General features: G+C 72.2%; 18 protein-coding genes and 1 tRNA gene. 9 read left to right on the forward strand and 10 right to left on the reverse strand.

Annotated elements, in window-relative coordinates; genetic code table 11:
* Positions 1-11 precede the first annotated feature (11 nt).
* The 3 genes from IR170_RS11180 to IR170_RS11190 form a co-directional block, all read right to left on the reverse strand.
* Positions 12-206: a hypothetical protein gene (locus IR170_RS11180; protein ID WP_193663888.1), complete on the reverse strand. Its 195-nt coding sequence runs from the start codon at positions 204-206 to the stop codon at positions 12-14.
* A complete protein-coding gene (locus tag IR170_RS11185; RefSeq protein ID WP_319805027.1) occupies positions 206-1,441 on the reverse strand; it encodes an LCP family protein in 1,236 nt (411 codons plus the stop codon). Before IR170_RS11185 ends, IR170_RS11180 begins: the two co-directional genes overlap by 1 nt.
* A 203-nt stretch (positions 1,442-1,644) precedes the next feature.
* Complete coding sequence (locus IR170_RS11190) at positions 1,645-2,187, reverse strand: GNAT family N-acetyltransferase (protein ID WP_319805028.1); 543 nt, start codon at positions 2,185-2,187, stop codon at positions 1,645-1,647.
* Positions 2,188-2,393: 206 nt separating this feature from the next.
* Between IR170_RS11190 and IR170_RS11195 the strand changes: the two genes are divergently transcribed.
* Together IR170_RS11195 and IR170_RS11200 are read left to right on the forward strand one after the other, a co-directional pair.
* Positions 2,394-2,469: transfer RNA gene (locus tag IR170_RS11195), tRNA-Arg, on the forward strand.
* Positions 2,470-2,824: 355 nt separating this feature from the next.
* Positions 2,825-3,568 (forward strand): DUF5131 family protein, encoded by a 744-nt coding sequence (locus IR170_RS11200; protein WP_193663890.1) that lies wholly within the window; start codon positions 2,825-2,827, stop codon positions 3,566-3,568.
* Here IR170_RS11200 and IR170_RS11205 read toward each other — a convergent pair.
* Positions 3,565-4,677 (reverse strand): three-Cys-motif partner protein TcmP, encoded by a 1,113-nt coding sequence (locus IR170_RS11205; RefSeq protein WP_193663892.1) that lies wholly within the window; start codon positions 4,675-4,677, stop codon positions 3,565-3,567. The two genes, IR170_RS11200 and IR170_RS11205, sit on opposite strands and share 4 nt — an antisense overlap.
* A 565-nt stretch (positions 4,678-5,242) precedes the next feature.
* Between IR170_RS11205 and IR170_RS11210 the strand changes: the two genes are divergently transcribed.
* Complete coding sequence (locus IR170_RS11210) at positions 5,243-5,809, forward strand: hypothetical protein (RefSeq protein ID WP_193663893.1); 567 nt, start codon at positions 5,243-5,245, stop codon at positions 5,807-5,809.
* 8 nt (positions 5,810-5,817) lie between these two features.
* Here the strand turns inward: IR170_RS11210 and IR170_RS11215 are convergent, their stop codons facing one another.
* Complete coding sequence (locus IR170_RS11215; RefSeq protein ID WP_193664028.1) at positions 5,818-6,126, reverse strand: tyrosine-type recombinase/integrase; 309 nt, start codon at positions 6,124-6,126, stop codon at positions 5,818-5,820.
* Between the two features lie 380 nt (positions 6,127-6,506).
* Between IR170_RS11215 and IR170_RS11220 the strand changes: the two genes are divergently transcribed.
* Complete coding sequence (locus IR170_RS11220; RefSeq protein ID WP_193663895.1) at positions 6,507-7,250, forward strand: SDR family NAD(P)-dependent oxidoreductase; 744 nt, start codon at positions 6,507-6,509, stop codon at positions 7,248-7,250.
* A 28-nt stretch (positions 7,251-7,278) separates the two neighbouring features.
* Here the strand turns inward: IR170_RS11220 and IR170_RS11225 are convergent, their stop codons facing one another.
* The gene (locus tag IR170_RS11225; RefSeq protein WP_193663922.1) at positions 7,279-8,451 is read right to left on the reverse strand and encodes a saccharopine dehydrogenase family protein; all 1,173 of its coding nucleotides are present in this window, start codon (positions 8,449-8,451) and stop codon (positions 7,279-7,281) included.
* Between the two features lie 64 nt (positions 8,452-8,515).
* Here IR170_RS11225 and IR170_RS11230 point away from each other — a divergent pair, with 64 nt between their 5' ends.
* Genes IR170_RS11230 through IR170_RS11240 form a run of 3 tightly spaced genes read left to right on the forward strand, consistent with a single transcriptional unit; the run spans position 8,516 to position 11,780 of the window.
* Positions 8,516-10,600, forward strand: a complete 2,085-nt coding sequence (locus IR170_RS11230) for a beta-propeller domain-containing protein (RefSeq protein ID WP_193663924.1) — start codon at positions 8,516-8,518, stop codon at positions 10,598-10,600.
* 20 nt (positions 10,601-10,620) lie between these two features.
* Positions 10,621-10,890 carry a DUF2277 domain-containing protein gene (locus IR170_RS11235; RefSeq protein WP_056865708.1) on the forward strand — a complete coding sequence of 90 codons (270 nt, stop codon included), beginning with the start codon at positions 10,621-10,623 and terminating at the stop codon, positions 10,888-10,890.
* Complete coding sequence (locus IR170_RS11240) at positions 10,887-11,780, forward strand: NAD-dependent protein deacetylase (RefSeq protein WP_319805029.1); 894 nt, start codon at positions 10,887-10,889, stop codon at positions 11,778-11,780. Before IR170_RS11235 ends, IR170_RS11240 begins: the two co-directional genes overlap by 4 nt.
* A 37-nt stretch (positions 11,781-11,817) precedes the next feature.
* On the opposite strand, the gene IR170_RS11245 is transcribed toward IR170_RS11240, so the two are convergent.
* A complete protein-coding gene (locus tag IR170_RS11245) occupies positions 11,818-12,201 on the reverse strand; it encodes a hypothetical protein (protein WP_193663927.1) in 384 nt (127 codons plus the stop codon).
* A 257-nt stretch (positions 12,202-12,458) separates the two neighbouring features.
* Positions 12,459-13,145 (reverse strand): metal-dependent transcriptional regulator, encoded by a 687-nt coding sequence (locus tag IR170_RS11250; protein ID WP_193663929.1) that lies wholly within the window; start codon positions 13,143-13,145, stop codon positions 12,459-12,461.
* Between the two features lie 107 nt (positions 13,146-13,252).
* Here IR170_RS11250 and IR170_RS11255 point away from each other — a divergent pair, with 107 nt between their 5' ends.
* Positions 13,253-14,611, forward strand: coding sequence for a cryptochrome/photolyase family protein (locus tag IR170_RS11255; protein ID WP_319805030.1), 1,359 nt, complete (start codon positions 13,253-13,255; stop codon positions 14,609-14,611).
* A gap of 68 nt (positions 14,612-14,679) precedes the next feature.
* Entirely contained in the window at positions 14,680-16,302 is a 1,623-nt protein-coding gene (locus IR170_RS11260) for a glycoside hydrolase family 13 protein (protein WP_193663931.1), read from the forward strand.
* A 57-nt stretch (positions 16,303-16,359) separates the two neighbouring features.
* Here the strand turns inward: IR170_RS11260 and IR170_RS11265 are convergent, their stop codons facing one another.
* Both IR170_RS11265 and IR170_RS11270 read right to left on the reverse strand, forming a co-directional pair.
* Positions 16,360-16,812, reverse strand: a complete 453-nt coding sequence (locus tag IR170_RS11265; protein ID WP_227489023.1) for a MarR family winged helix-turn-helix transcriptional regulator — start codon at positions 16,810-16,812, stop codon at positions 16,360-16,362.
* A complete protein-coding gene (locus IR170_RS11270) occupies positions 16,812-18,449 on the reverse strand; it encodes an MDR family MFS transporter (RefSeq protein WP_193663933.1) in 1,638 nt (545 codons plus the stop codon). The genes IR170_RS11265 and IR170_RS11270 overlap by 1 nt, the downstream gene beginning before the upstream one ends.
* Between the last annotated feature and the right edge of the window lie 308 nt (positions 18,450-18,757).

Genomic DNA, 18,757 nt, shown 5'->3' on the forward strand with positions numbered 1-18,757 from the left:
GGACCCGTCGGTCAGGACCCGTGGTGCGGCGGCACCTGCTCGCGCAGCCAGGTGTCGCCGTCGCGGCGCTCGCGCTCCCCCGAGGCGTCCCGCTCGTCGCGGGTGGTCTCGGGGAGCGCGTCGCCGAAGATTTCGGCCAGGCGCTTGCGGCGCTGCCACGCCGTCTCGGCCGGGAGGTTGTCCGGCGTGTCGCCCGCGGTCGCCATCAGGCGCACAGACCGGCGGCGCGCAGCTCCTCGGCCTTCGCCTCGGCGCCGGCCCCGCCGCCGCCACCGCTGCCGCCGGAGCCGCCGGCCCCGGTCGTGCCGGGCACGTTGCCGGCGCTGATGGCGCTGCTGGTGAGCTCCTTGGTGAGGGGCTCGTCCTTGCGCAGCGCGTTCCAGACGTCGTTGGCCTGGTCGGTCCACACCAACCGGTTGGGGTCGGTGGGGTCGACGGTGTTGGGGATGGTGAGGAACTGGATCTTGTCCAGCCCGATGTCGCGGAACTCGTAGCCCAGCTTGGCGATCTTGGCCAGGCTGCCCATGTCGTCGTCGAGGGTGAGCGACTCGGTGGCGGCCTCGAGGAAGCCGAGCAGCCGCGCGGGGTTGGCCAGGGTGTTGGCCGAGACCACGGTGTGGGCCATCGAGGCGATGAAGGCCTGCTGGCGCTTCATGCGACCGATGTCGCTGCCGCCGGAGACGGCGTAGCGCTCGCGCACGTAGTTGAGCGCCTCGCGGCCCTCGAGCTCGCGGGTGCCGGCCTCGAGGTAGATGCCGTGGGCCCGGTCGTCGATGGTCTCGGGGATGCACATCTCGACGCCTCCCACGGCGTCGACCATGTCCTCGAAGCCCTCGAAGTCGACGACGACGAAGTGGTCGAGGCGGATGTCGGTGAGGTGCTCGAACTGCTGCACCGTGCAGGCGGGCCCGGCGAGCTCGAAGGCGGTGTTCCACATCTGGTAGGACGCTGCCGGGATGGTCTCGCCGTCGCCGGTCTTGCAGCTGGCGCGGTCGACCATCGAGTCGCGCGGGATGCTCACGCCGTAGGCGCGCTCGCGGTCGGCCGAGAGATGCAGGAAGATCGTGGTGTCGGAGCGCTCGCCGCCGCCGGTGAGCCCGTCGATGTTGTTGCCCTCCCCGTCGCGGCTGTCGGAGCCCATGACGAGGATGTTGAGCGGCTCCTGGGGTCCGGCCACCTCGACCTTGTCAGGGCGCTCGCCCACGATCTGGTCGTCGATGTCGAGCACCGTGAGGTTGCCGCTGAGGTGGCGGTAGAGGTAGGTCACCGACAGCCCCGACACCATGGCGAGCACGAGCACCGTGGTGAGCACGACCTTGAGGACCGTGTGGGAACGGCGTCGTCGTGCGCGTCGCTTCCCGGTGCGGGTCACGGCGGTGTCGGGAGTCGCCACGTCGGGCTGGCCGGTCGAGCCGTGCTCGGTCTGGTCGGGCACTGTCACCTCGGGAGTCGGGGATGCGGACCCACGGTAGACGGGTCGACCTAGTGTGCGGCGGCAGCCGCGTTACACCCAAATCACCTCGCGCGCCCAACCGCCGCGCCGGAGGCGCTCGACTTCGCCGTGCCGCCCGTCGCGGACCCCGATGAGGAGGCGCGCGGAAGCACGAGGCTCGGCCGCGACGCCCGACCGGCGCTCGCGTACGGTCAGGCCCCGACCCTCTCGCTGCGTCGCTCGACGAGCACCACATCACGCCACTCCCCGTCCCTCGGCCCGTAGGTCATCAGTCCGACGCGTCCGCGGGTGCCGACGGGGCGGAACCCGGCTGAGCGGTGCACGGCGAGGCTGGGAGCGTTCTCGGGGAAGATCCCGGACTGGATGGTCCAGATCCCGGCCTCCTCGGTCGACTGCACGAGCGCCTCGAGGAGCCGCCTCCCGACACCGCGTCCCCGTGCGTCCGGGTCGACGTAGAGCGCGTGCTCGACGACGCCGGCGTAGACGCGACGGTCGGAGACCGCGGACGCGGCGGTCCACCCCAGGACCCGGCCCTGCTGGTCGACGGCGACGTGGCGGTGGTCCGCGAGGCGGGTCTGGTCGAACCGCCGCCAGGTCGGTGGCTCGGCCTCGAACGTGGCGTGCCCGGTCCTGATGCCGGCGGCGTAGATCGCCTGCACAGCGCTCCAGTGCGTCTCGGTGAGGGCGACGACGACGATCTCGTCGTCGGCGTACGGCGCGGCGGTGGGGGTCACGGCGGCAGCCTGTCAGACCCGCGGAGCGCTGTGGCGCCGAGCGGCGACCCGTGCCGCCGCGCCGCGAGGGGCGGCGAGACGACCGGCCCACGGTCCGCGACCGACCGCTCGCACGTCCGCACTTCGGGGCCGCGTTGGTTCTTGCGACGCTCGGCTGACAAACTGCTCCCCGCCGTGGGTGTCGTCCGCATCGATGCGCGCGGCCCGCCCCAGTAGCTCAGTGGATAGAGCAGCCGCCTCCTAAGCGAAAGGTCGCAAGTTCGACTCTTGCCTGGGGCACCAATGTTTCGCCTGGTCGGCGCGGGTACGGCCTGCGAACCGGGTTGGTCGAATCCGCGTGCCGCGCTACTCCCGCGCTACCAACCGACGCGGGAGGCCGCTCCGGACCGGTACCGAGTCGCCCCGCCCCGCTTCGGCCAGAGTTCGGCTCGCGTCCGTCCCCACCGAGAACGCCGGCAACCCTGAACCGCACCGACTAAGAGGCGGGGAGGCCCCGCTGGACGCGTGCAAACGGCCTCTCGCGCGTTGACGGCCCTCAGCGGTCGCTCCGAACCTCCCACCCCCTCGCAAAGGGTTAGATCGACGACGCGCCGAGTTCGAACACGTGTTCGACATTCAGAGTGGCTACAGTGCGCTCATGGCCGACAAGAGTGCGATCGAGTGGACTGAGGCCACGTGGAACCCCACGACCGGTTGCGACCGCGTCTCGACCGGATGCGACAACTGCTACGCGCTGACGCTGTCCAAGCGGCTCAAAGCCATGGGTAATCCCAAGTATCAGAACGATGGCGACCCGCGCACGAGCGGCCCAGGCTTTGGCGTGACCGTTCATCCGGACGCGCTCGCGATCCCCTATTCGTGGAAGCGCCCGCGTGTCGTCTTTGTGAACTCGATGAGCGACCTCTTTCACGCCCGGGTCCCCATCGACTTCATCAAGCAAGTCTTTGACGTGATGGGCGACACTCCTCACCATACATATCAAGTCCTGACCAAGCGCGCGCATCGCTTGGCGCGGATAGCCGACAAGCTGGACTGGCCCCGCAACGTGTGGATGGGGGTGAGCGTCGAGTCCTCTGAGCAGTACGACCGCATCCGCGACTTGGCGAAGGTTCCGGCAGCCGTTCGGTTCCTGTCCTGCGAGCCACTGTTGGGACCATTGCCGCAGATACCCCTCGAAGGCATCGACTGGGTTATCGCGGGCGGTGAGAGCGGATTCAATGCCCGGCCTGCCAACCCTGAGTGGTTCCGGGATCTACGGGACACCTGCGTGGACCAGCGCACCCCGTTCTTCTTCAAACAGTGGGGCGGCATCAGGGCCAAGGCAGGCGGTCGCGAACTCGACGGTCGCACATGGGATGAGATGCCAGAACTAGTCGGCTAGGTCACTCGTCGGAGCCGAGTCGTGCTAGTCAAGTGACCCTTTGCCGGGTTCCGGGCGATACGGCCCTCTTCGAGCAGATGGCGAATCGCGGGTCGCGCGTCGGTCTCACGCCAGCGTGACGTCTCACGGATGAGAAAGTCGCACACGTCCTGAACCGAGGTCCCTGGTTTGTCCATGAGGTCATCGACGAACCCGAGCAGCTCCGGATCGGGAACGTCATCGGGCGCATCGAACAGCGAGGGCTGTAGGTCAGCCATGGCCGCCTGCTTGCCTGCTGTAGTGCGTGGGTCGTTGAAGCGCATGCCGTCGGAGACATCCACTTTCCACATGGCATCCTTGAACGCCTTCACGCCCGAGGGATGCCCCGTCCCGTAGACCAGATACAACGGCTGACCAGTGCGCGGCATCACCTGAAAAGTCAGGGCGTACTCGTGACCCGCCCGCTTAAGCGCGCCTCGGTAAGTCTCCAGCCATTCTCGCCATCGGTCCGTAGACGTCAGATCGTCGTTGCTCGGCTGCCAGTACTGGGGCCCGCCAAAGATGAGGTCAAGCTTCTCTGGCTCTTGGTTCTCCCGGCGACTGAACCAGTTGGGTCCGAAGGTCACGATGTTCTCGCTAGACGGATTGCTTGCAATCTTCCGGAGGTCCACCCAGGGCACACCGACGTTTCCCCAACTATCGAACACGGCAAGGATGGGCGAGCCCCACGCGTTCGTCTCGTCAAGCAGGGGAAGGGTGTCGCGCTCGGCTCGGCCTTTCTCCACGCGCACAGTCACAGGCAACTCATCAAGCGCCCCGAACCGCTTTTCGAGCAACGCCTCCAAGTGGTCACGTCGCTTCTGATTCTCTTCGATGAAGATCAGGGTCACCCGCTGCCTGGTCAAGTTCATGCGCGGGCGGGCCACATGACTCAACAACCGGTCAAGCGCGAAGATCGGGGAGCCTTCCTGGCCATCGACGTACTCGCCTGGCCCGGCGAAGGCGTCAACGTAGGTCACGCGGCTGACGTGCGCCCGCTGCAGCATGATCGGCCACCATGCGTCGAGATATCGCTTGTACAGCCGGTGCTTCGCCTCGGTAGCAGGCTCCAGCGCCCAGAGACCCCCCATCGGCCTGTCTCCATCCTGCGCGCGTATATGGGGTGAGGGTAACTACGCGCAGCGGTAGCCCGGCGCGGAACACGCCAACGTAGGTATCGAGGCCAGAGCCCGCACCGGGTAGTGCAGCCCACTACCAGCACACTGAAGTCAATTGGTTGAATACAGCAGAGCCCCACTCGCACCGAGGTGTCGTTAGCACTTCGGGTCGGGTGGGGCTTCTTAGACGCTGCGCGGCTTCCCCGCCTACAGCGACGTACCTGCCTACTTCTTGGTTGACTCGGTCACGGTCGTCTTGGGGTGACGCCGCCCCGTAGCCGGAGTGACGTAGCGACCGGTGATCGCGGAACGAACCCGCTTGCCACCGCCGCCGCTGCGCTTCTTGCCAGCCATGGTGTCTACCTCCTTCCTCTCGATTGTCTCGATGGTGGCTGCCAACACCGACAGACGGGGGCACGACACGCCGAAGCCTCAATACCAGCCCCACGTCGCGCGTGCGCCATGATGGCGACTTTCAACTCGCCTCGAAGCGCGATGGCGCGCGCCGCGTCCCGCCGCCTGTGCTTGGGTGTGTCACATGGATCCAGCCGTTCAGGGTGCCCTCATCGCCGCGCTCTCTGCTCTGAGCGCGGGCGGACTCGCGACGGGCGCAAACGTCTACCTCGAAAGCAGGCGGCAGGCAGCACAGGACAAGCGCGACGAACAGGCGCGGCTTCACGAGGAGCGCCAGGCGCGCTACGACGAACGCAAGACGGCGTATGAAGAGTTCTATGCCACTCTCGCCTCAGCAGAGCAGGCCACACTAGAACTGGAAGAGCAAACCGGCGGGCTCCCGGGCGACATGGGGTACGACGCGGGCAACAAGCGCGTAGACAACGCGTTGGTGCGGCTCCAATTCCATGCTTCCGATGCGGGCCTTGCCGCCGCGGAGGTGTGCAGCCGAGCGTTCTACTCCTGGGGGTGGGGTGGCGGCTCACACACCGAGTTGTACGAAGCCATGACTGCGTATGTTCGTGTCGTGCGGACAGACCTTGGGATCAAGGCACTCGCGAGGGAGAGACCCCTTCCTAGCGCGCGACGGCGGAAGGCACTTCCCTCCTCCTCAACGGGCTCGCCGTCAGAGCCCCCACCCGACAGTCATTAGGCGGTCGCTCAACCAGTTTGGCCTGAGCGTCTGGTCGCGATTGGTGTCACGTTCTCCATCACATCGCGGCCCATCGCGGCGGCCACTGCTGCGCCACGCTGGCGGCGCGCCTCACCGTCGGTTCGGCTGTGCCAGTACCGATCCAGGGTCATGGTCGCGTTGGCGTGGCCGAGCCGCTCCTGAACGTCCTTGATGCTCATGCCCGCGTCCAGCAGCGTGCTTGCGTGGAAGTGTCGGAGGTCGTACACCCGCACCGATTCCGGCAGCCCGACCGTACGGCACGTGCGCCGCCAGTACGGGTCGTGCGTGATGTTCAGTTGTCCCCGGGACGACCGGCTCGCCTACCACTCTACTGGACCGGCTTACGCTCGGCGGTCCACCTGAGGCCAAGGGGTGTTCAGGCCAGAATGGGTCGGCTCGCCGCGCTACGAGCGCGCTACTAGCCTCGGATCAGGGACCGCTCCGCGCGTTCCTCCTGGTCGGAGGCTGAAGCGAGTGGAACCGGCGACCTACCAGCGGAACGTAGAGAACACGGTCAGGACCGGGACAGACCTCGGTGGACCGGCGCAGACCTGTCGCGCGGACTCCGAAGCGAAAGGTCGCAAGTTCGACTCCTGCCCTGGGGCGCCACCGGCGGTCCGGCCGTCCGGGCCCGAGCGCGGCGCCGCGCTGGCAGCGGCGACCTAGGCTCGGGCGCATGGACCTGGGACTCTCGGGCGCCCGAGCGCTCGTCACCGGCGGCAACCGCGGCATCGGCCTGGCGACGGCACGTCGCCTCAGCGCGGAGGGGGCGCGGGTGGCGCTGCTGGCCCGCGACGGCGAGGCGCTGGAGCGGGCCGCGGCCTCCCTCGAGGGGGCGGTGACGGTGCAGGCCGACACCACCGACGACGCCGCCGTGCGGGCCGCGGTGGAGCGCGCCGCGGGCGAGCTCGGCGGCCTCGACGTGGTGGTCAACGCCGCCGCCCCGCGGGCCAGCGGCGGGCGCACCCCGGGGCTGGCCGGCCTCGACGACGCGGAGTTCCTGGTGGAGATGGACACCAAGGCGCTGGGCTACGCCCGCGTCGTGCGCGCGGCCTCGGCGTACCTGCTCGACGGGGGCGGGCGGATCGTCAACGTCTCCGGCATGAACGCCCGCAAGACCGGCTCGATCACCGGCTCCGTGCGCAACATCGCCGTCGTGGCGCTCACCAAGAACCTCGCCGACGAGCTCGGGCCGCAGGGCGTCAGCGCCGTGTGCGTGCACCCCGGCCTCACCGTCACCGAGCGCAACGCCGACGACGGCGACTACCTGGTCAAGGCCGCCGACAACGCCCTGGGGCGTGCGATCACCGCCGACGAGGTGGCGACGGCGGTGACGTTCCTCTGCTCGCCCCACGCCGCGATCGTCAACGGCGGCGTGGTCACCCTCGACGGGGGCCGCCCCGGGTCGCTGTGGGCCTAGCCGCCGGCGCACCCCGCCGAGGCGGGACTCAGGCCACGACCTCGAAGGTGAGGCCGGCGGCGACCAGCCGCGCGATGAGCGCGTCACCCATCGCCTGGGCCGTGGTGACGCAGCCGGCGGTGGAGGGCAGCTCGTCGAGCACGAGGCACAGCGCCGACTCGGCGAGCATCTTCGCGGTCTCGGAGTAGCCCGGGTCGCCGCCGGACACGCGGGTGTGGATCGAGCGTCCCTCGCTCTCGGCGACGAAGTCGACGGTGAACCACGACCGCGCACGGCGGCTCTCGTCGGGGCCCTCGCCCTGCTTGATCCGGCCGAGGAGCGCGTTGCGCAGCGGGCGCACCTGGGCGGCCAGGCCGATCGCGGAGACGCCGAGCGCGCCGCCGGCGGCGTAGCGCAGCGTCTTGGTGCCGGCGAAGTGGGAGTAGCGGAACTCCGGCCCGTAGGCCTCCAGCGCCGCCCCGCTGCGCGCGACGACCTGGGGGTCGATGGTGGGCATCGGCAGCAGCCACAGACCGAGGGCCTTGTCGCGGTGGGGCTTGCCAGCGACCGCGCGCGAGGAGCGGCCCTCGGGCCGCGGCTCGGCACGGCGGCGGGCCTTGAGGGCCTCGCTCATCTGCTTGGCCCGGGCGAAGGCGCCGATGGCGGAGTGGAAGGTGCCGCCCGAGACCATGCCGCTGGCGCGGACCACGCCCCGCATGGCCACCGGGCCGCTGGCCCGCAGCTGCTGCACGGTGTAGAGCGCACCGAGGTCGTGCGGGATCGAGTCGAAGCCGCAGGCGTGCACGATCCGGGCACCGGTGCGGGCAGCCGTGACGTGGTGGGCGACGTACATGCGGTCGACGAACTCCGGCTCGCCGGTCAGGTCGACGTAGTCGGTGCCGGCCTCGGCGCAGGCGCGCACCAGCGGCTCGCCGTGCTGGAGGTAGGGCCCGACGGTGGTGACGACCACCTTCGTGCGCGCCGCCAGGTCGGCCAGGCCCGCGGCGTCGGTGGCGTCGGCCTCGAGGAGCGGCAGGTCGGCGAGGGCGGGGTCGATCCTGACCAGGCGGGCGCGCACGCGCTCGAGCTTGTCGCGGCTGCGACCCACCAGGGCCCAGCGCAGCCCGGTGGGCGCGGTGCGGGCGAGGTACTCGGCGGTGAGGCCCCCGGTGAAGCCGGTGGCGCCGAAGAGGACGAGGTCGAGCTCGCGGGAGTCGGGCATGCCCGTCATCCTCGCACCGCGTCGTCGCCGGGAACCAGCACGGGCCGCCCGCCGTCACAGCCCCGTGCCCGTCACCCCCACGCCCCGCCTCCTCCGTCCCGTCGTCGCGCCCCGTCGGGCCCGCGCCGGGCGGCCCGGCCCCACGGTCGCGACGCTGCTCGCCGTGCTGCTCACCGGCGCGCTCGCCGCGGGGTGCGGCGCAGCGCCGGCGGGCGACGGGCCCGCCGGCCCGGCCGGCCCCGACCTCGGGACCGCCGGCCTCCGGACCACCGGCGACGGGGCCGCACGGGCCGCCTGGCTCGGCGGCGACCTCGTGCCCGCCGACTCGTGCGCCGACCTCGCGGCGGCGTACGCCGACCTGGGCGAGGACCTCGTCGGCCCCCACGGCTGGGAGGACCCGTACTTCTTCCTCGACTCGCCCTTCTTCGCGGCGCGGGACGGCGCGCCGGAGCTCGCCGCGTCGGCCCGGGCGGCGAGCGGCCCGACCGCGGGCATGACCCGGGCCGACCCCAGCGCCACCGGCACCACGGTGCAGGAGGCCGGCGTCGACGAGCCCGACACCGTCAAGACCGAGGGCTCCCTGCTGGTGCGCGTCGCCGGCGGCACGCTGAGCACCCACGACGTGGGCGGCTCGGCGGTCGTCGGGCTCGGCTCGCTCGACCTGACCGCGACGTCGCTGGTCGACCCCGAGCTGCTGCTGGTGGGCGACACCGTCGTGGTCGTGGGTCGCGACCGGGGCGCGGCGACCACCCCGCGGATCGCCGGCACGCCGGCCTCGACCTCGATCGCGACGTCGACCAGGGTCCTGACCGTCGACGTCTCCGACCCGACCGACCCGCGGGTGACCGCGTCGACGGCGTACGACGCCGGGCTCGTGCGGGCGGTGCAGCACGGCACGGTGGTGCGGCTCGTGCTGTCCTCCGGCCGGCCGGACCTGCCCTTCACCACGCCGCGCCGCGCGGGCGGGAGGACCGCGGCCACCCTGGCCAACCGCGAGGTCGTGCGCGCCGCCACCGCGGCCGACTGGCTGCCCGGGGCCACCGTGGACGACCTGGCGGCCGACGGCGCGTCGACCACCGCGCCCACCGTGGCCTGCGACGACGTCGCCGTGCCGTCGCAGGAGGCCGGTCTCGGCACGCTGGCGGTGCTCGGCCTCGACGCGGCCACCCCGGAGTCGGCGGCGCGGAGCCTGGTCGACCCGAGCGGCTCCGGCCTGCTGGTCGACACCGACCTCGCCTACGCCTCCGACGAGCGGCTCTACGTCGCCACCGCCCCCGCCTGGGCGGGCTGGGACCCTACCGGCGCGGCCGGCGCCGGCCTCACCACGGTGCACGAGCTCGACCTCGAGGGCGTCTCCACCTCCTACGTCGCCTCCGGCGAGGTGCTCGGCGCCCTCGCCGACCGGTGGGCCATGGACGAGGTCGACGGGGTGCTCCGCCTGGCCCTCGGACCGGCCCAGGGCACCGGGCCGGCCAACGCCGTGGCCACCCTGCGCCGCGACGGCGACCGGCTCGTCGAGGCCGGCCGGGTCGACGGGCTGGGCCGCTTCGAGAGCATCGAGTCGGTGCGGTGGTTCGACGACCTCGCGATCGTGGTGACCTTCCGCCGGGTCGACCCGCTCCACACCGTCGACCTCTCCGACCCCGACCGGCCGCGGCTGCTCGGGACCCTGACGGTGCCCGGGTTCTCCGCCCACCTCCACCCGCTCGGACCGCGCCGGCTGCTGGGGATCGGCGAGGGGCCCGACCGCGGCGCGTGGGGTGCGCAAGTCGGCCTCTTCGACCTGGGCGACCTCGCGGACCCCCGCCCCCTGGGCGTCCACCACTTCGCCGCCGGCACCACGCTGGGCGCGTCGGTCGACCCGCGGCAGCTGACCTGGCTGCCCGGTGCCCGGACCGCGCTGAGCGTGGTCTACGGACCAGGACGCACCCGACCGCACCTGGCCGTGGTCACGCTCGCCGACGGTCGCGTCTCGGCCCGCACCCTGCCCCTGCCGCGTGGCACCGAGGCCCGCGGCGTGCGCACGGTGCTGCTGGCCGACCGCCGCGTCGTGCTGCTCACCGACCGGTCCACGACCCTGCTCGACGCGGCCCGGCTCGCCCCCGTGCCCGGTCCGGCACCGGGCTCCGAGCAGCCGCCGGCCCGCTGAGGGCGGCGTAGGCTCGTCGCATGTGCCGCAACATCCGCCAGCTCCACAACTTCGAGCCGCCGGCCACGCGAGACGAGGTCACGGCGGCGGCGCTGCAGTACGTGCGCAAGGTGAGCGGCAGCTCCAAGCCCTCGCAGGCCAACCAGGAGGCCTTCGACCGCGCCGTGCGCGAGATCGCCCACCTGACCCAGCACCTCCTCGACGACCTCGTGACCGCCGCGCCGCCCAAGGACCGCGAGGTCGAGGCGGCCAAGGCGCGTGCGCGGGCCGAGGTGAGGTACGCCCGGTGAGCCTGCTGCCCACCCGCTCCCCCGCCGCGACCTCCCCGTCGCAGCAGCGCGACCCCGACGCGGCCGCCCACGACCCGGCCACCCGTGCCGCCGCGCTCGACCTGCTCGCCGACCGCGACCTCGTCGTGCTGACCGGCGCCGGGCTCTCCACCGACTCCGGGATCCCCGACTACCGCGGGCCGCAGGCGCCGACCCGCACCCCGATGACCTACCAGGAGTTCGTGGCCACCCCCGAGGCCCGCCGCCGCTACTGGGCCCGCAGCCACCTGGGCTGGGGCCGGATGCGTCACGCCGACCCCAACACCGGGCACCGCGCGCTCGTCGAGGTCGACCCCGACCTGCTGATCACCCAGAACGTCGACGGACTGCACGAGCGTGCGGGCAGCCCGCGGCTGGTGGCCCTGCACGGACGGATCGCCGACGTGGTCTGCCTGGGCTGCCGCCGCACGACCTCGCGCGCGGCGCTGCACGAGCGGCTCAGCGCCCTCAACCCCGACTTCGGCGCAGGGCACGACGACGCCGAGACCCGGCCCGACGGCGACGTCGAGCTCGAGGCGTCGCTCACGGAGTCCTTCGTCGTGCCCGACTGCGACTGCGGCGGCACCCTGAAGCCCGACGTGGTGTTCTTCGGCGAGAACGTGCCGGCCCCGCGGGTGCAGCGCTGCTACGACGCCGTCGACGCGCTGGGCGCGGGAGGTGCGCTGCTGGTCGTCGGGTCGAGCCTGACGGTGATGAGCGGGTTCCGGTTCGTGCGCCGGGCGGCGCGCGCCGGCACCCCGGTGGTCGTGGTCAACCGCGGCGCCACGCGCGGCGACGCGCTCGCGACGTACGCCGTGGAGGCCGGGTGCTCGGGCTTCCTGGCCGACCTCGCCGCGCGGCGCGTCGGCTGAGTCCCGGGCCGGAGCCGCGGTCGGACCCTGCGCCCGGTCAGTCGCGCTGGTCGCGGTCGCGCAGGTCGCCCAGCAGGTCGAGCAGGGACTGCACCGACTCGCCCGACCCGGCGGCGGGGCCGCGCGGCGCGAGGCCGTCGCCCTGCTCGAGGCGCTCCCAGGCCAGCTCGGGGGGCATCCGCACGCCGCGGCGCAGGACGTAGCGGGTGTCGGCCAGGTCGAACTCCAGGTCGACCACGCGGGCGCTGAGGAACTCGCCGTCGGCGGTGAGCACGACGACCTCCTCGTCGATCTCCAGGCCGCGCGTCAGGCGCGTGCCGACGTGGCTGACCACGATGTCTCCCTCGAGCACACCGAGCTCGAGCGCCGTCGCCGGCACCTCCACGAGCTCCATCTCGAGCACTCCCCTCGCCATGCTCATGGCGACCTCCCTCAGGTCCAGGCGTGTGCGTGTGTGCAGGGACAACGAGGGGGGACGCCGGCGGTCACGGCGCACCGCACCGGTCTGGACCAGTGCTCCGAGAGTCGTGCGTCGAGCACCATCATGCCCGCCCGCCCCTGAGCGCGCCGCGATTTCGGCCACCCGACACCGCAGGTGGTGCGCGTTCCGCAGCACGGGGGTAAAGCAACGGGCCATCCCCGCGGTGCGGGGACGGCCCGGTCGACGACGGCCGAGGCTCAGAGGCGCTTGACGAAGATGTGGTCGGCGGCGTCGAGGAGGACCTCCGCGGTCTCGCCACCGGAGCCGACCAGCACGCCCTCGCCGGTCTGCACCACCGTGACGGTCTTGTCGGGCAGGGCGCCGACCCGGCGCAGGGCGCTCATCAGCGCCTCGTCCTTCTGCATCTCCTCGGAGATGCGGCGCACGAGCACGCGGCCCTCCTCGGCGGAGGCGACGTCGGCCAACGACTCGACCCCGGCCATGAACTCCTCCCCGACCCGGCTCTGGCCCAGCTCCTCCAGGCCCGGGATGGGGTTGCCGTAGGGCGACTCGGTCGGGTGGTCGAGCAGCTCCAGCAGCCGGCGCTCCACGGTCTCCGACATCACGTGCTCCCAGCGGCAGGCCTCCTCGTGCACCAGCTCCCAGTCGAGGCCGATCACGTCGATGAGCAGCCGCTCGGCGAGGCGGTGCTTGCGCATGACACGGGTGGCGAGCCGGTCGCCCTCCTCGGTCAGCTCGAGGTGGCGGTCGCCCTGCACCGTCAGCAGGCCGTCACGCTCCATGCGCGCCACGGTCTGCGAGACGGTGGGGCCGCTCTGGTGCAGCCGCTCGGCGATCCGCGCGCGCAGCGGGACGATGCCCTCCTCGACGAGCTCGTAGATCGTGCGCAGGTACATCTCGGTGGTGTCGATGAGGTCGCTCACACCCCCATTGTCCCTCATCGCGCACCTCGTCCCGACCGGCGCCCGGCGCGGCGGAACGGGACCGGAGGGGGGAGGCCACGGCGACGCGGGGGTGGCAGGGTCGCCGGGTGGCTGACTCGACGACCTCCGTGATGTGGTTCCGCCGCGACCTGCGCCTGGGCGACAACCCCGCGCTGCTCGAGGCCGCCTCCGACGGGGCGGTGCTCCCGCTCTTCGTGCTCGACCCCCACCTGTGGGGCCCGGCCGGGCCGAGCCGCCGCGCCTACCTCGGCGCGTCGCTGCGCGCCCTCGACGCGCAGCTGCGGCAGCGGCACACGCGGCTCTCGGTGGTGCGGGGCGACCCGGTGCGACGGGTGGTGCTGGCCGCGAAGGCGGTCGGCGCGCGGCGCGTGCACGTCGCGGCCGACTTCGGGCCCTACGGCCGCGCGCGCGACGAGCGGGTGGAGGAGGCGCTCGGCGAGGCCGGGATCGAGCTGGTGCGCACGGGCTCGCCGTACGCCGTGGCGCCGGGGCGGGTCGTCAACGGCTCCGGCAAGGCCTACCAGGTCTTCACGCCCTTCTCCCGCGCCTGGAACGACCACGGCTGGCGGGCGCCGGTCGACCCGCCGTCGGGCGGCGGCTGGGTCGAGCTCGAGGACGGCACCACCGACGTGCCCGACCCCGACCTCCCCGCCGGGCTCGAGCTGCCCGAGGCCGGGGAGAGGGCCGCCCGCGCCCGCTGGGAGGAGTTCCTGGACCGCGTCGACGACTACGACGACGACCGCGACCGCCCCGGGGTGGAGGGCACCAGCCGGATGTCGGTGCACCTCAAGTACGGCGAGGTCCACCCGCGCACGCTGCTGGCCGACCTGGCGCAGCGCCGCTCGCGGGGCGCGGCGACCTACCGCACCGAGCTGGCGTGGCGCGACTTCTACGCCGACGTGCTGGCGCGGCGCCCCGAGACGGCGCGCGAGTACCTCAAGCCGGAGTACGCCCGGATGGCCTACGACTCCCCCGGCGAGCAGCTCGCCGCCTGGCAGGAGGGCCGCACGGGCTTCCCCATCGTCGACGCCGGCATGCGCCAGCTGCGGGCGACCGGCTGGATGCACAACCGGGTGCGGATGATCACCGCGAGCTTCCTGGTCAAGGACCTGCACCTGGAGTGGCAGCTGGGCGCCGGCCACTTCCTGCACTGGCTCGTCGACGGCGACCTGGCCAGCAACAACCACGGCTGGCAGTGGACCGCCGGCAGCGGCACCGACGCCTCGCCCTTCTTCCGGGTCTTCAACCCCACGACCCAGGGCCGCAAGTTCGACCCGCAGGCGGACTACGTGCGCCGCTGGGTGCCGGAGCTGGCCGACGCCGCCGACCCGCACGAGCCGTCCTCGCAGGACCGGGAGGCGGCGGGCTACCCCGAGCCGATCGTCGACCACAAGGCGGAGCGGCTGGAGGCGCTGGACCGCTACGGGGCGATCAAGGACCGCTGACCACGGGGCCGCCCGGCCCGGGCGCGAGGGCTGGGCACGGGGCCGGATCGTGTGATGGACTTGTGGACATGACTTTGAACGATCCAAAGAGCTCCGAGGCCCCGGAGTGGTGGCGTCACGCCGTCATCTACCAGGTCTACCCCCGCTCCTTCGCCGACAGCGACGGCGACGGCGTCGGCGACCTCCCGGGCATCACCTCGCGGCTGCCCTACCTGCGCGACCTCGGCGTCGACGCGCTGTGGATCTCGCCCTTCTACACCTCGCCGCAGAAGGACCACGGCTACGACGTGGCCGACTACCGCGACATCGACCCGCTCTTCGGGACCCTCGAGGACGCCGACCGTCTCGTCGCCACCGCGCACGAGCTCGGCCTCAAGCTGATCGTCGACCTCGTGCCCAACCACACCTCCGACGCCCACGCGTGGTTCCAGGCCGCCCTGGCCGCCGGGCCGGGCAGCGCGGAGCGCGCCCGCTACCTCTTCCGCGAGGGCAGGGGCGAGGACGGCTCGCAGCCGCCGAACAACTGGAGCTCGGTCTTCGGCGGGCCCGCCTGGACGCGGGTCGAGGACGGACAGTGGTACCTCCACCTCTTCGACTCCACCCAGCCCGACCTCGACTGGCGCAACCCCGAGGTCGGCGACATGTTCGAGGACGTCCTGCGCTTCTGGCTCGACCGCGGCGTCGACGGCTTCCGGGTCGACGTGGCCCACGGCCTGGTCAAGGAGGAGTCGCTGCGCGACCAGGTCGTCGACGAGGGCGACACCCCGGCCAGCGGCGAGATCAACCCCGAGGCGGTCTCCAGCATGGTCGAGCGGACCATGCGCGACGAGCCGATGTGGGACCAGCCCGAGGTGCACGAGGTCTACCGCCGCTGGCGCACGGTCCTCGACTCCTACGACGGCGACCGGATGATGGTCGCCGAGGCCTGGACGCAGTCGGCCGAGTCGATGGCCCGCTTCGTGCGCCCCGACGAGATGCACCAGTCCTTCAACTTCTCCTGGCTGCTGGCCCCCTGGTCGGCCGAGGAGTTCGCGTCGGTCGTCACCGGCACCCTCGAGGCCCTCTCCGGCGTGGGCGCGAGCCCCACCTGGGTGCTGAGCAACCACGACGTCGTGCGCCACGTGACCCGCTACGGCGGCGGTGCGGTCGGCCTGGCGCGGGCGCGTGCCGCGACCCTGGCGATGCTGGCGCTGCCGGGCTCGTCGTACCTCTACGAGGGCGAGGAGCTGGGCCTGGAGCAGGTCGACGTCGAGCCCGAGCACCGCCAGGACCCGTCGTGGTTCCGCACCGGCGAGGTCGGCCGCGACGGCTGCCGCGTGCCGGTGCCGTGGAGCGGCGACGCCGCCCCCTACGGCTTCGGCCCCGGCGACGCCCAGCCGTGGCTGCCGCAGCCCGACGACTGGGCCCCGCTGACGGTGGCCGCCCAGCAGGCCGACCCCGACTCGACGCTGGCGTTCTACCAGAAGGCGCTCGCGGCACGCCGCGCCTTCGCCGAGACCGCGGGCGACGAGGTCGAGCTGCTCGACCTCGGCCGCGACGTGCTGGCCTTCCGTCGTGGCCCGCTCACCGTCGTGGTCAACTGCGGCGCGACGCCGGTGACCCGCCCCGCCGGCGACGTCGTGGCCAGCAGCGGTCCGGTCTCCGACCTGCTGCCGGTCGACACCGCGGTCTGGCTCACCACCGGCGACTGAGCGGCAGGCCACGGGCCGCCGACCCCGCGCCGGGGTCGGCGGCCCGCGTGCCTTCGCTCAGCGGTCGGTCGGCTGGTTGAGCGCGCTGTTGTAGCGGTGCAGGACCTCGGCGAAGGCCGCCAGCTCGCTCTCGTCCCAGTCGCCGAGCCGCTCGTCGAGGAACTTGCGGCGGTGCTCCTGCACGTCGGTGAGGCGGCGCACCGCCTCGTCGGTCGCGGCGACCAGCGAGGCCCGGCCGTCCTCGGGGTCGCGGGTGCGCTCGACGAGACCCAGGTCGGCGAGGTGCTGCACCTGGCGGCTGATGGCGCCCTTGTCGATGTGGAAGGCCTCCGCCATCGACGAGGAGCGCATCGCGCCGTGGTCGGCGAGGTAGCTGAGCATGAGGTAGGAGGCCGGCTGCAGCTCCTCGTGGACGGCGAGCGCGCGCTCGCCGATCACGCGGCGGACCCGGCGGATCAGCACGCCGACCTCCTGCTCGAGCTTCATCAGGTGCTCCGTGCGCGCGGTCATCAGGACCGCAGCGTAGTGGGCTGCTCGCGCTCGACCAGCGACCCGGGCGTGGTGTCGGCGCCGGTGGCGGCACCGGCCGCCCGGCGCGTCGAGGCCTCGAGCAGGTCGCTGCCCTCGTCGGCTCCGGGCGCCGTGTCGGGCACCAGGTCGTTGGTGGTGCGCAGCGGCACCTCCTCGATGAAGAGCACGCAGACCAGGGCGAGCACCGCGAAGGGCGTGGCGACGAGGAACAGGTGGCCGAAGGACTCACCGAAGGCCGACTGGAAGATCTCGCGCACCGGCCCGGGCAGCGTGTCCAGGTCGGGGATGGAGTGGCTCTCGGTCTCACTGCCCCCGCTCACGCCGATGGCCGCGAGGCCGCTGGCGACCTTGTCGGCCACCTGCACACTCAGCAGCGCGCCGAGGGCCGAGACGCCGGCGGAGCCACCGAGGGAGCGGAAGAAGGCGACGACGGAGCTGCCGGCGCCCATGTCCTTGAGCGCCACGTTGTTCTGCACCGCGAGCACGAGGTTCTGCATCGTGGCGCCCAGGCCGACGCCCAGGACGGCCATGAAGAGGCCGATGACGACCAGGCTGGTGGTGTCGTCGATGGTGCCGAGCAGGCCCAGGGCTACGACGACCAGCACCATGCCGCCGACGAGGTAGCGCTTCCACAGGCCGGTCTCGGAGATGATCCGGCCGGTGACGATGCTGGAGACCAGCAGGCCGCCGACCATGGCGATCGACATCAGGCCGGCCTCGGTGGGGCTCATGCCCCGGGCGACCTGGAAGTACTGGCTGAGGTAGACGGTGGAGCCGAACATCGCCACGCCGATGAGGGTGGAGGCGACGGTGGCCAGGGCGATGGTGCGGTCCCTGAACAGGTGCAGCGGGATGATCGGCTCCGCCGCGACCCGGCCCTCGACGTAGAGGGCGGCGGCGATCACCAGCAGACCGCCCACGACCATGGCGGCGGTGGTGGCCGAGGCCCAGGCGAACTGGTTGCCGGCGAGGCTGACCCAGATCAGCAGGATGCTGACGCCGGCCATGATGAGGGTGGCGCCGAGGTAGTCGATGGAGACCTGGCGGCGCACGACGGGCAGGTGCAAGGTCTTCTGGAGCAGCACGAAGGCGAGCGCGGCGACGGGCAGACCCACGAAGAAGCAGCCGCGCCAGCCCAGGGGCGAGTCGACGATCAGGCCACCGATGAGGGGCCCGCTGACCGTGGCCAGCGCGAACGTGGCACCGATGTAGCCGGAGTAGCGACCGCGCTCGCGCGGCGAGACCATGCTGGCGATGACGACCTGCACCAGCGCGGTCAGGCCGCCGACGCCGAGACCCTGGATGACGCGGGAGCCGATCAGCACCTCCATCGACGGCGCGAAGGCGGCGATGAGCGAGCCGACCGAGTAGACCACCAGCGCGAGCTGCACCAGCAGCTTCTTGCTGAACAGGTCGGCCAGCTTGCCCCAGATCGGGGTGGTGGCGGTCATGGCCAGCAGCGTGGCGACGACGACCCAGGTGTAGCCGGTCTGGCTGCCGTCGAGGTCGGCGACGATGGTGGGCAGCGCGTTGGTGACCACCGTGCTGGAGAGCATCGCCACGAACATCGCCAGCAGCAGGCCGCTCATGGCCTCCAGGATCTGGCGGTGCGTCATCGGAGCGTCCGCCACGGGCGGGGCCGCCGGGGAGGCCGGGGTGGACGGGGACGTCTGGGTCACGGGGTCTGCTCGCTTCACGACGGGTAGAAGGTTGTCGGGGGCAACGGTATCCCCGACCGTTGTCCCCGACAACCATTCCTCGTGTGGGTCGGGTCACCCGACCCCGGCGTCGTCTCCTCCTCAGACCTGGAAGCGGGCCACGAGGGCCTTGAGCTCGGTGGCCATGGTGGCCAGGGCGGTGGCGGACTCGAGGGTGTTGTGGGCGCCGTGGCGGGTGTCGTCGGCGGCGGAGGCGACTTGGGCGA

The sequence above is a fragment of the Nocardioides kribbensis genome, from assembly GCF_015070375.1.
GTDB classification, from domain to species: domain Bacteria; phylum Actinomycetota; class Actinomycetes; order Propionibacteriales; family Nocardioidaceae; genus Nocardioides; species Nocardioides kribbensis.

Coding starts and splice junctions, on each gene's coding strand:
- IR170_RS11220 (WP_193663895.1), top strand. CDS start 6,507: ATGGACCTGGGACTCTCGGGCGCCCGAGCGCTCGTCACCGGCGGCAAC.
- IR170_RS11205 (WP_193663892.1), bottom strand. CDS start 4,677: ATGGGGGGTCTCTGGGCGCTGGAGCCTGCTACCGAGGCGAAGCACCGG.
- IR170_RS11260 (WP_193663931.1), top strand. CDS start 14,680: ATGACTTTGAACGATCCAAAGAGCTCCGAGGCCCCGGAGTGGTGGCGT.
- IR170_RS11210 (WP_193663893.1), top strand. CDS start 5,243: ATGGATCCAGCCGTTCAGGGTGCCCTCATCGCCGCGCTCTCTGCTCTG.
- IR170_RS11225 (WP_193663922.1), bottom strand. CDS start 8,451: ATGCCCGACTCCCGCGAGCTCGACCTCGTCCTCTTCGGCGCCACCGGC.
- IR170_RS11245 (WP_193663927.1), bottom strand. CDS start 12,201: ATGAGCATGGCGAGGGGAGTGCTCGAGATGGAGCTCGTGGAGGTGCCG.
- IR170_RS11200 (WP_193663890.1), top strand. CDS start 2,825: ATGGCCGACAAGAGTGCGATCGAGTGGACTGAGGCCACGTGGAACCCC.
- IR170_RS11265 (WP_227489023.1), bottom strand. CDS start 16,812: ATGACCGCGCGCACGGAGCACCTGATGAAGCTCGAGCAGGAGGTCGGC.
- IR170_RS11235 (WP_056865708.1), top strand. CDS start 10,621: ATGTGCCGCAACATCCGCCAGCTCCACAACTTCGAGCCGCCGGCCACG.
- IR170_RS11270 (WP_193663933.1), bottom strand. CDS start 18,449: ATGACGCACCGCCAGATCCTGGAGGCCATGAGCGGCCTGCTGCTGGCG.
- IR170_RS11180 (WP_193663888.1), bottom strand. CDS start 206: ATGGCGACCGCGGGCGACACGCCGGACAACCTCCCGGCCGAGACGGCG.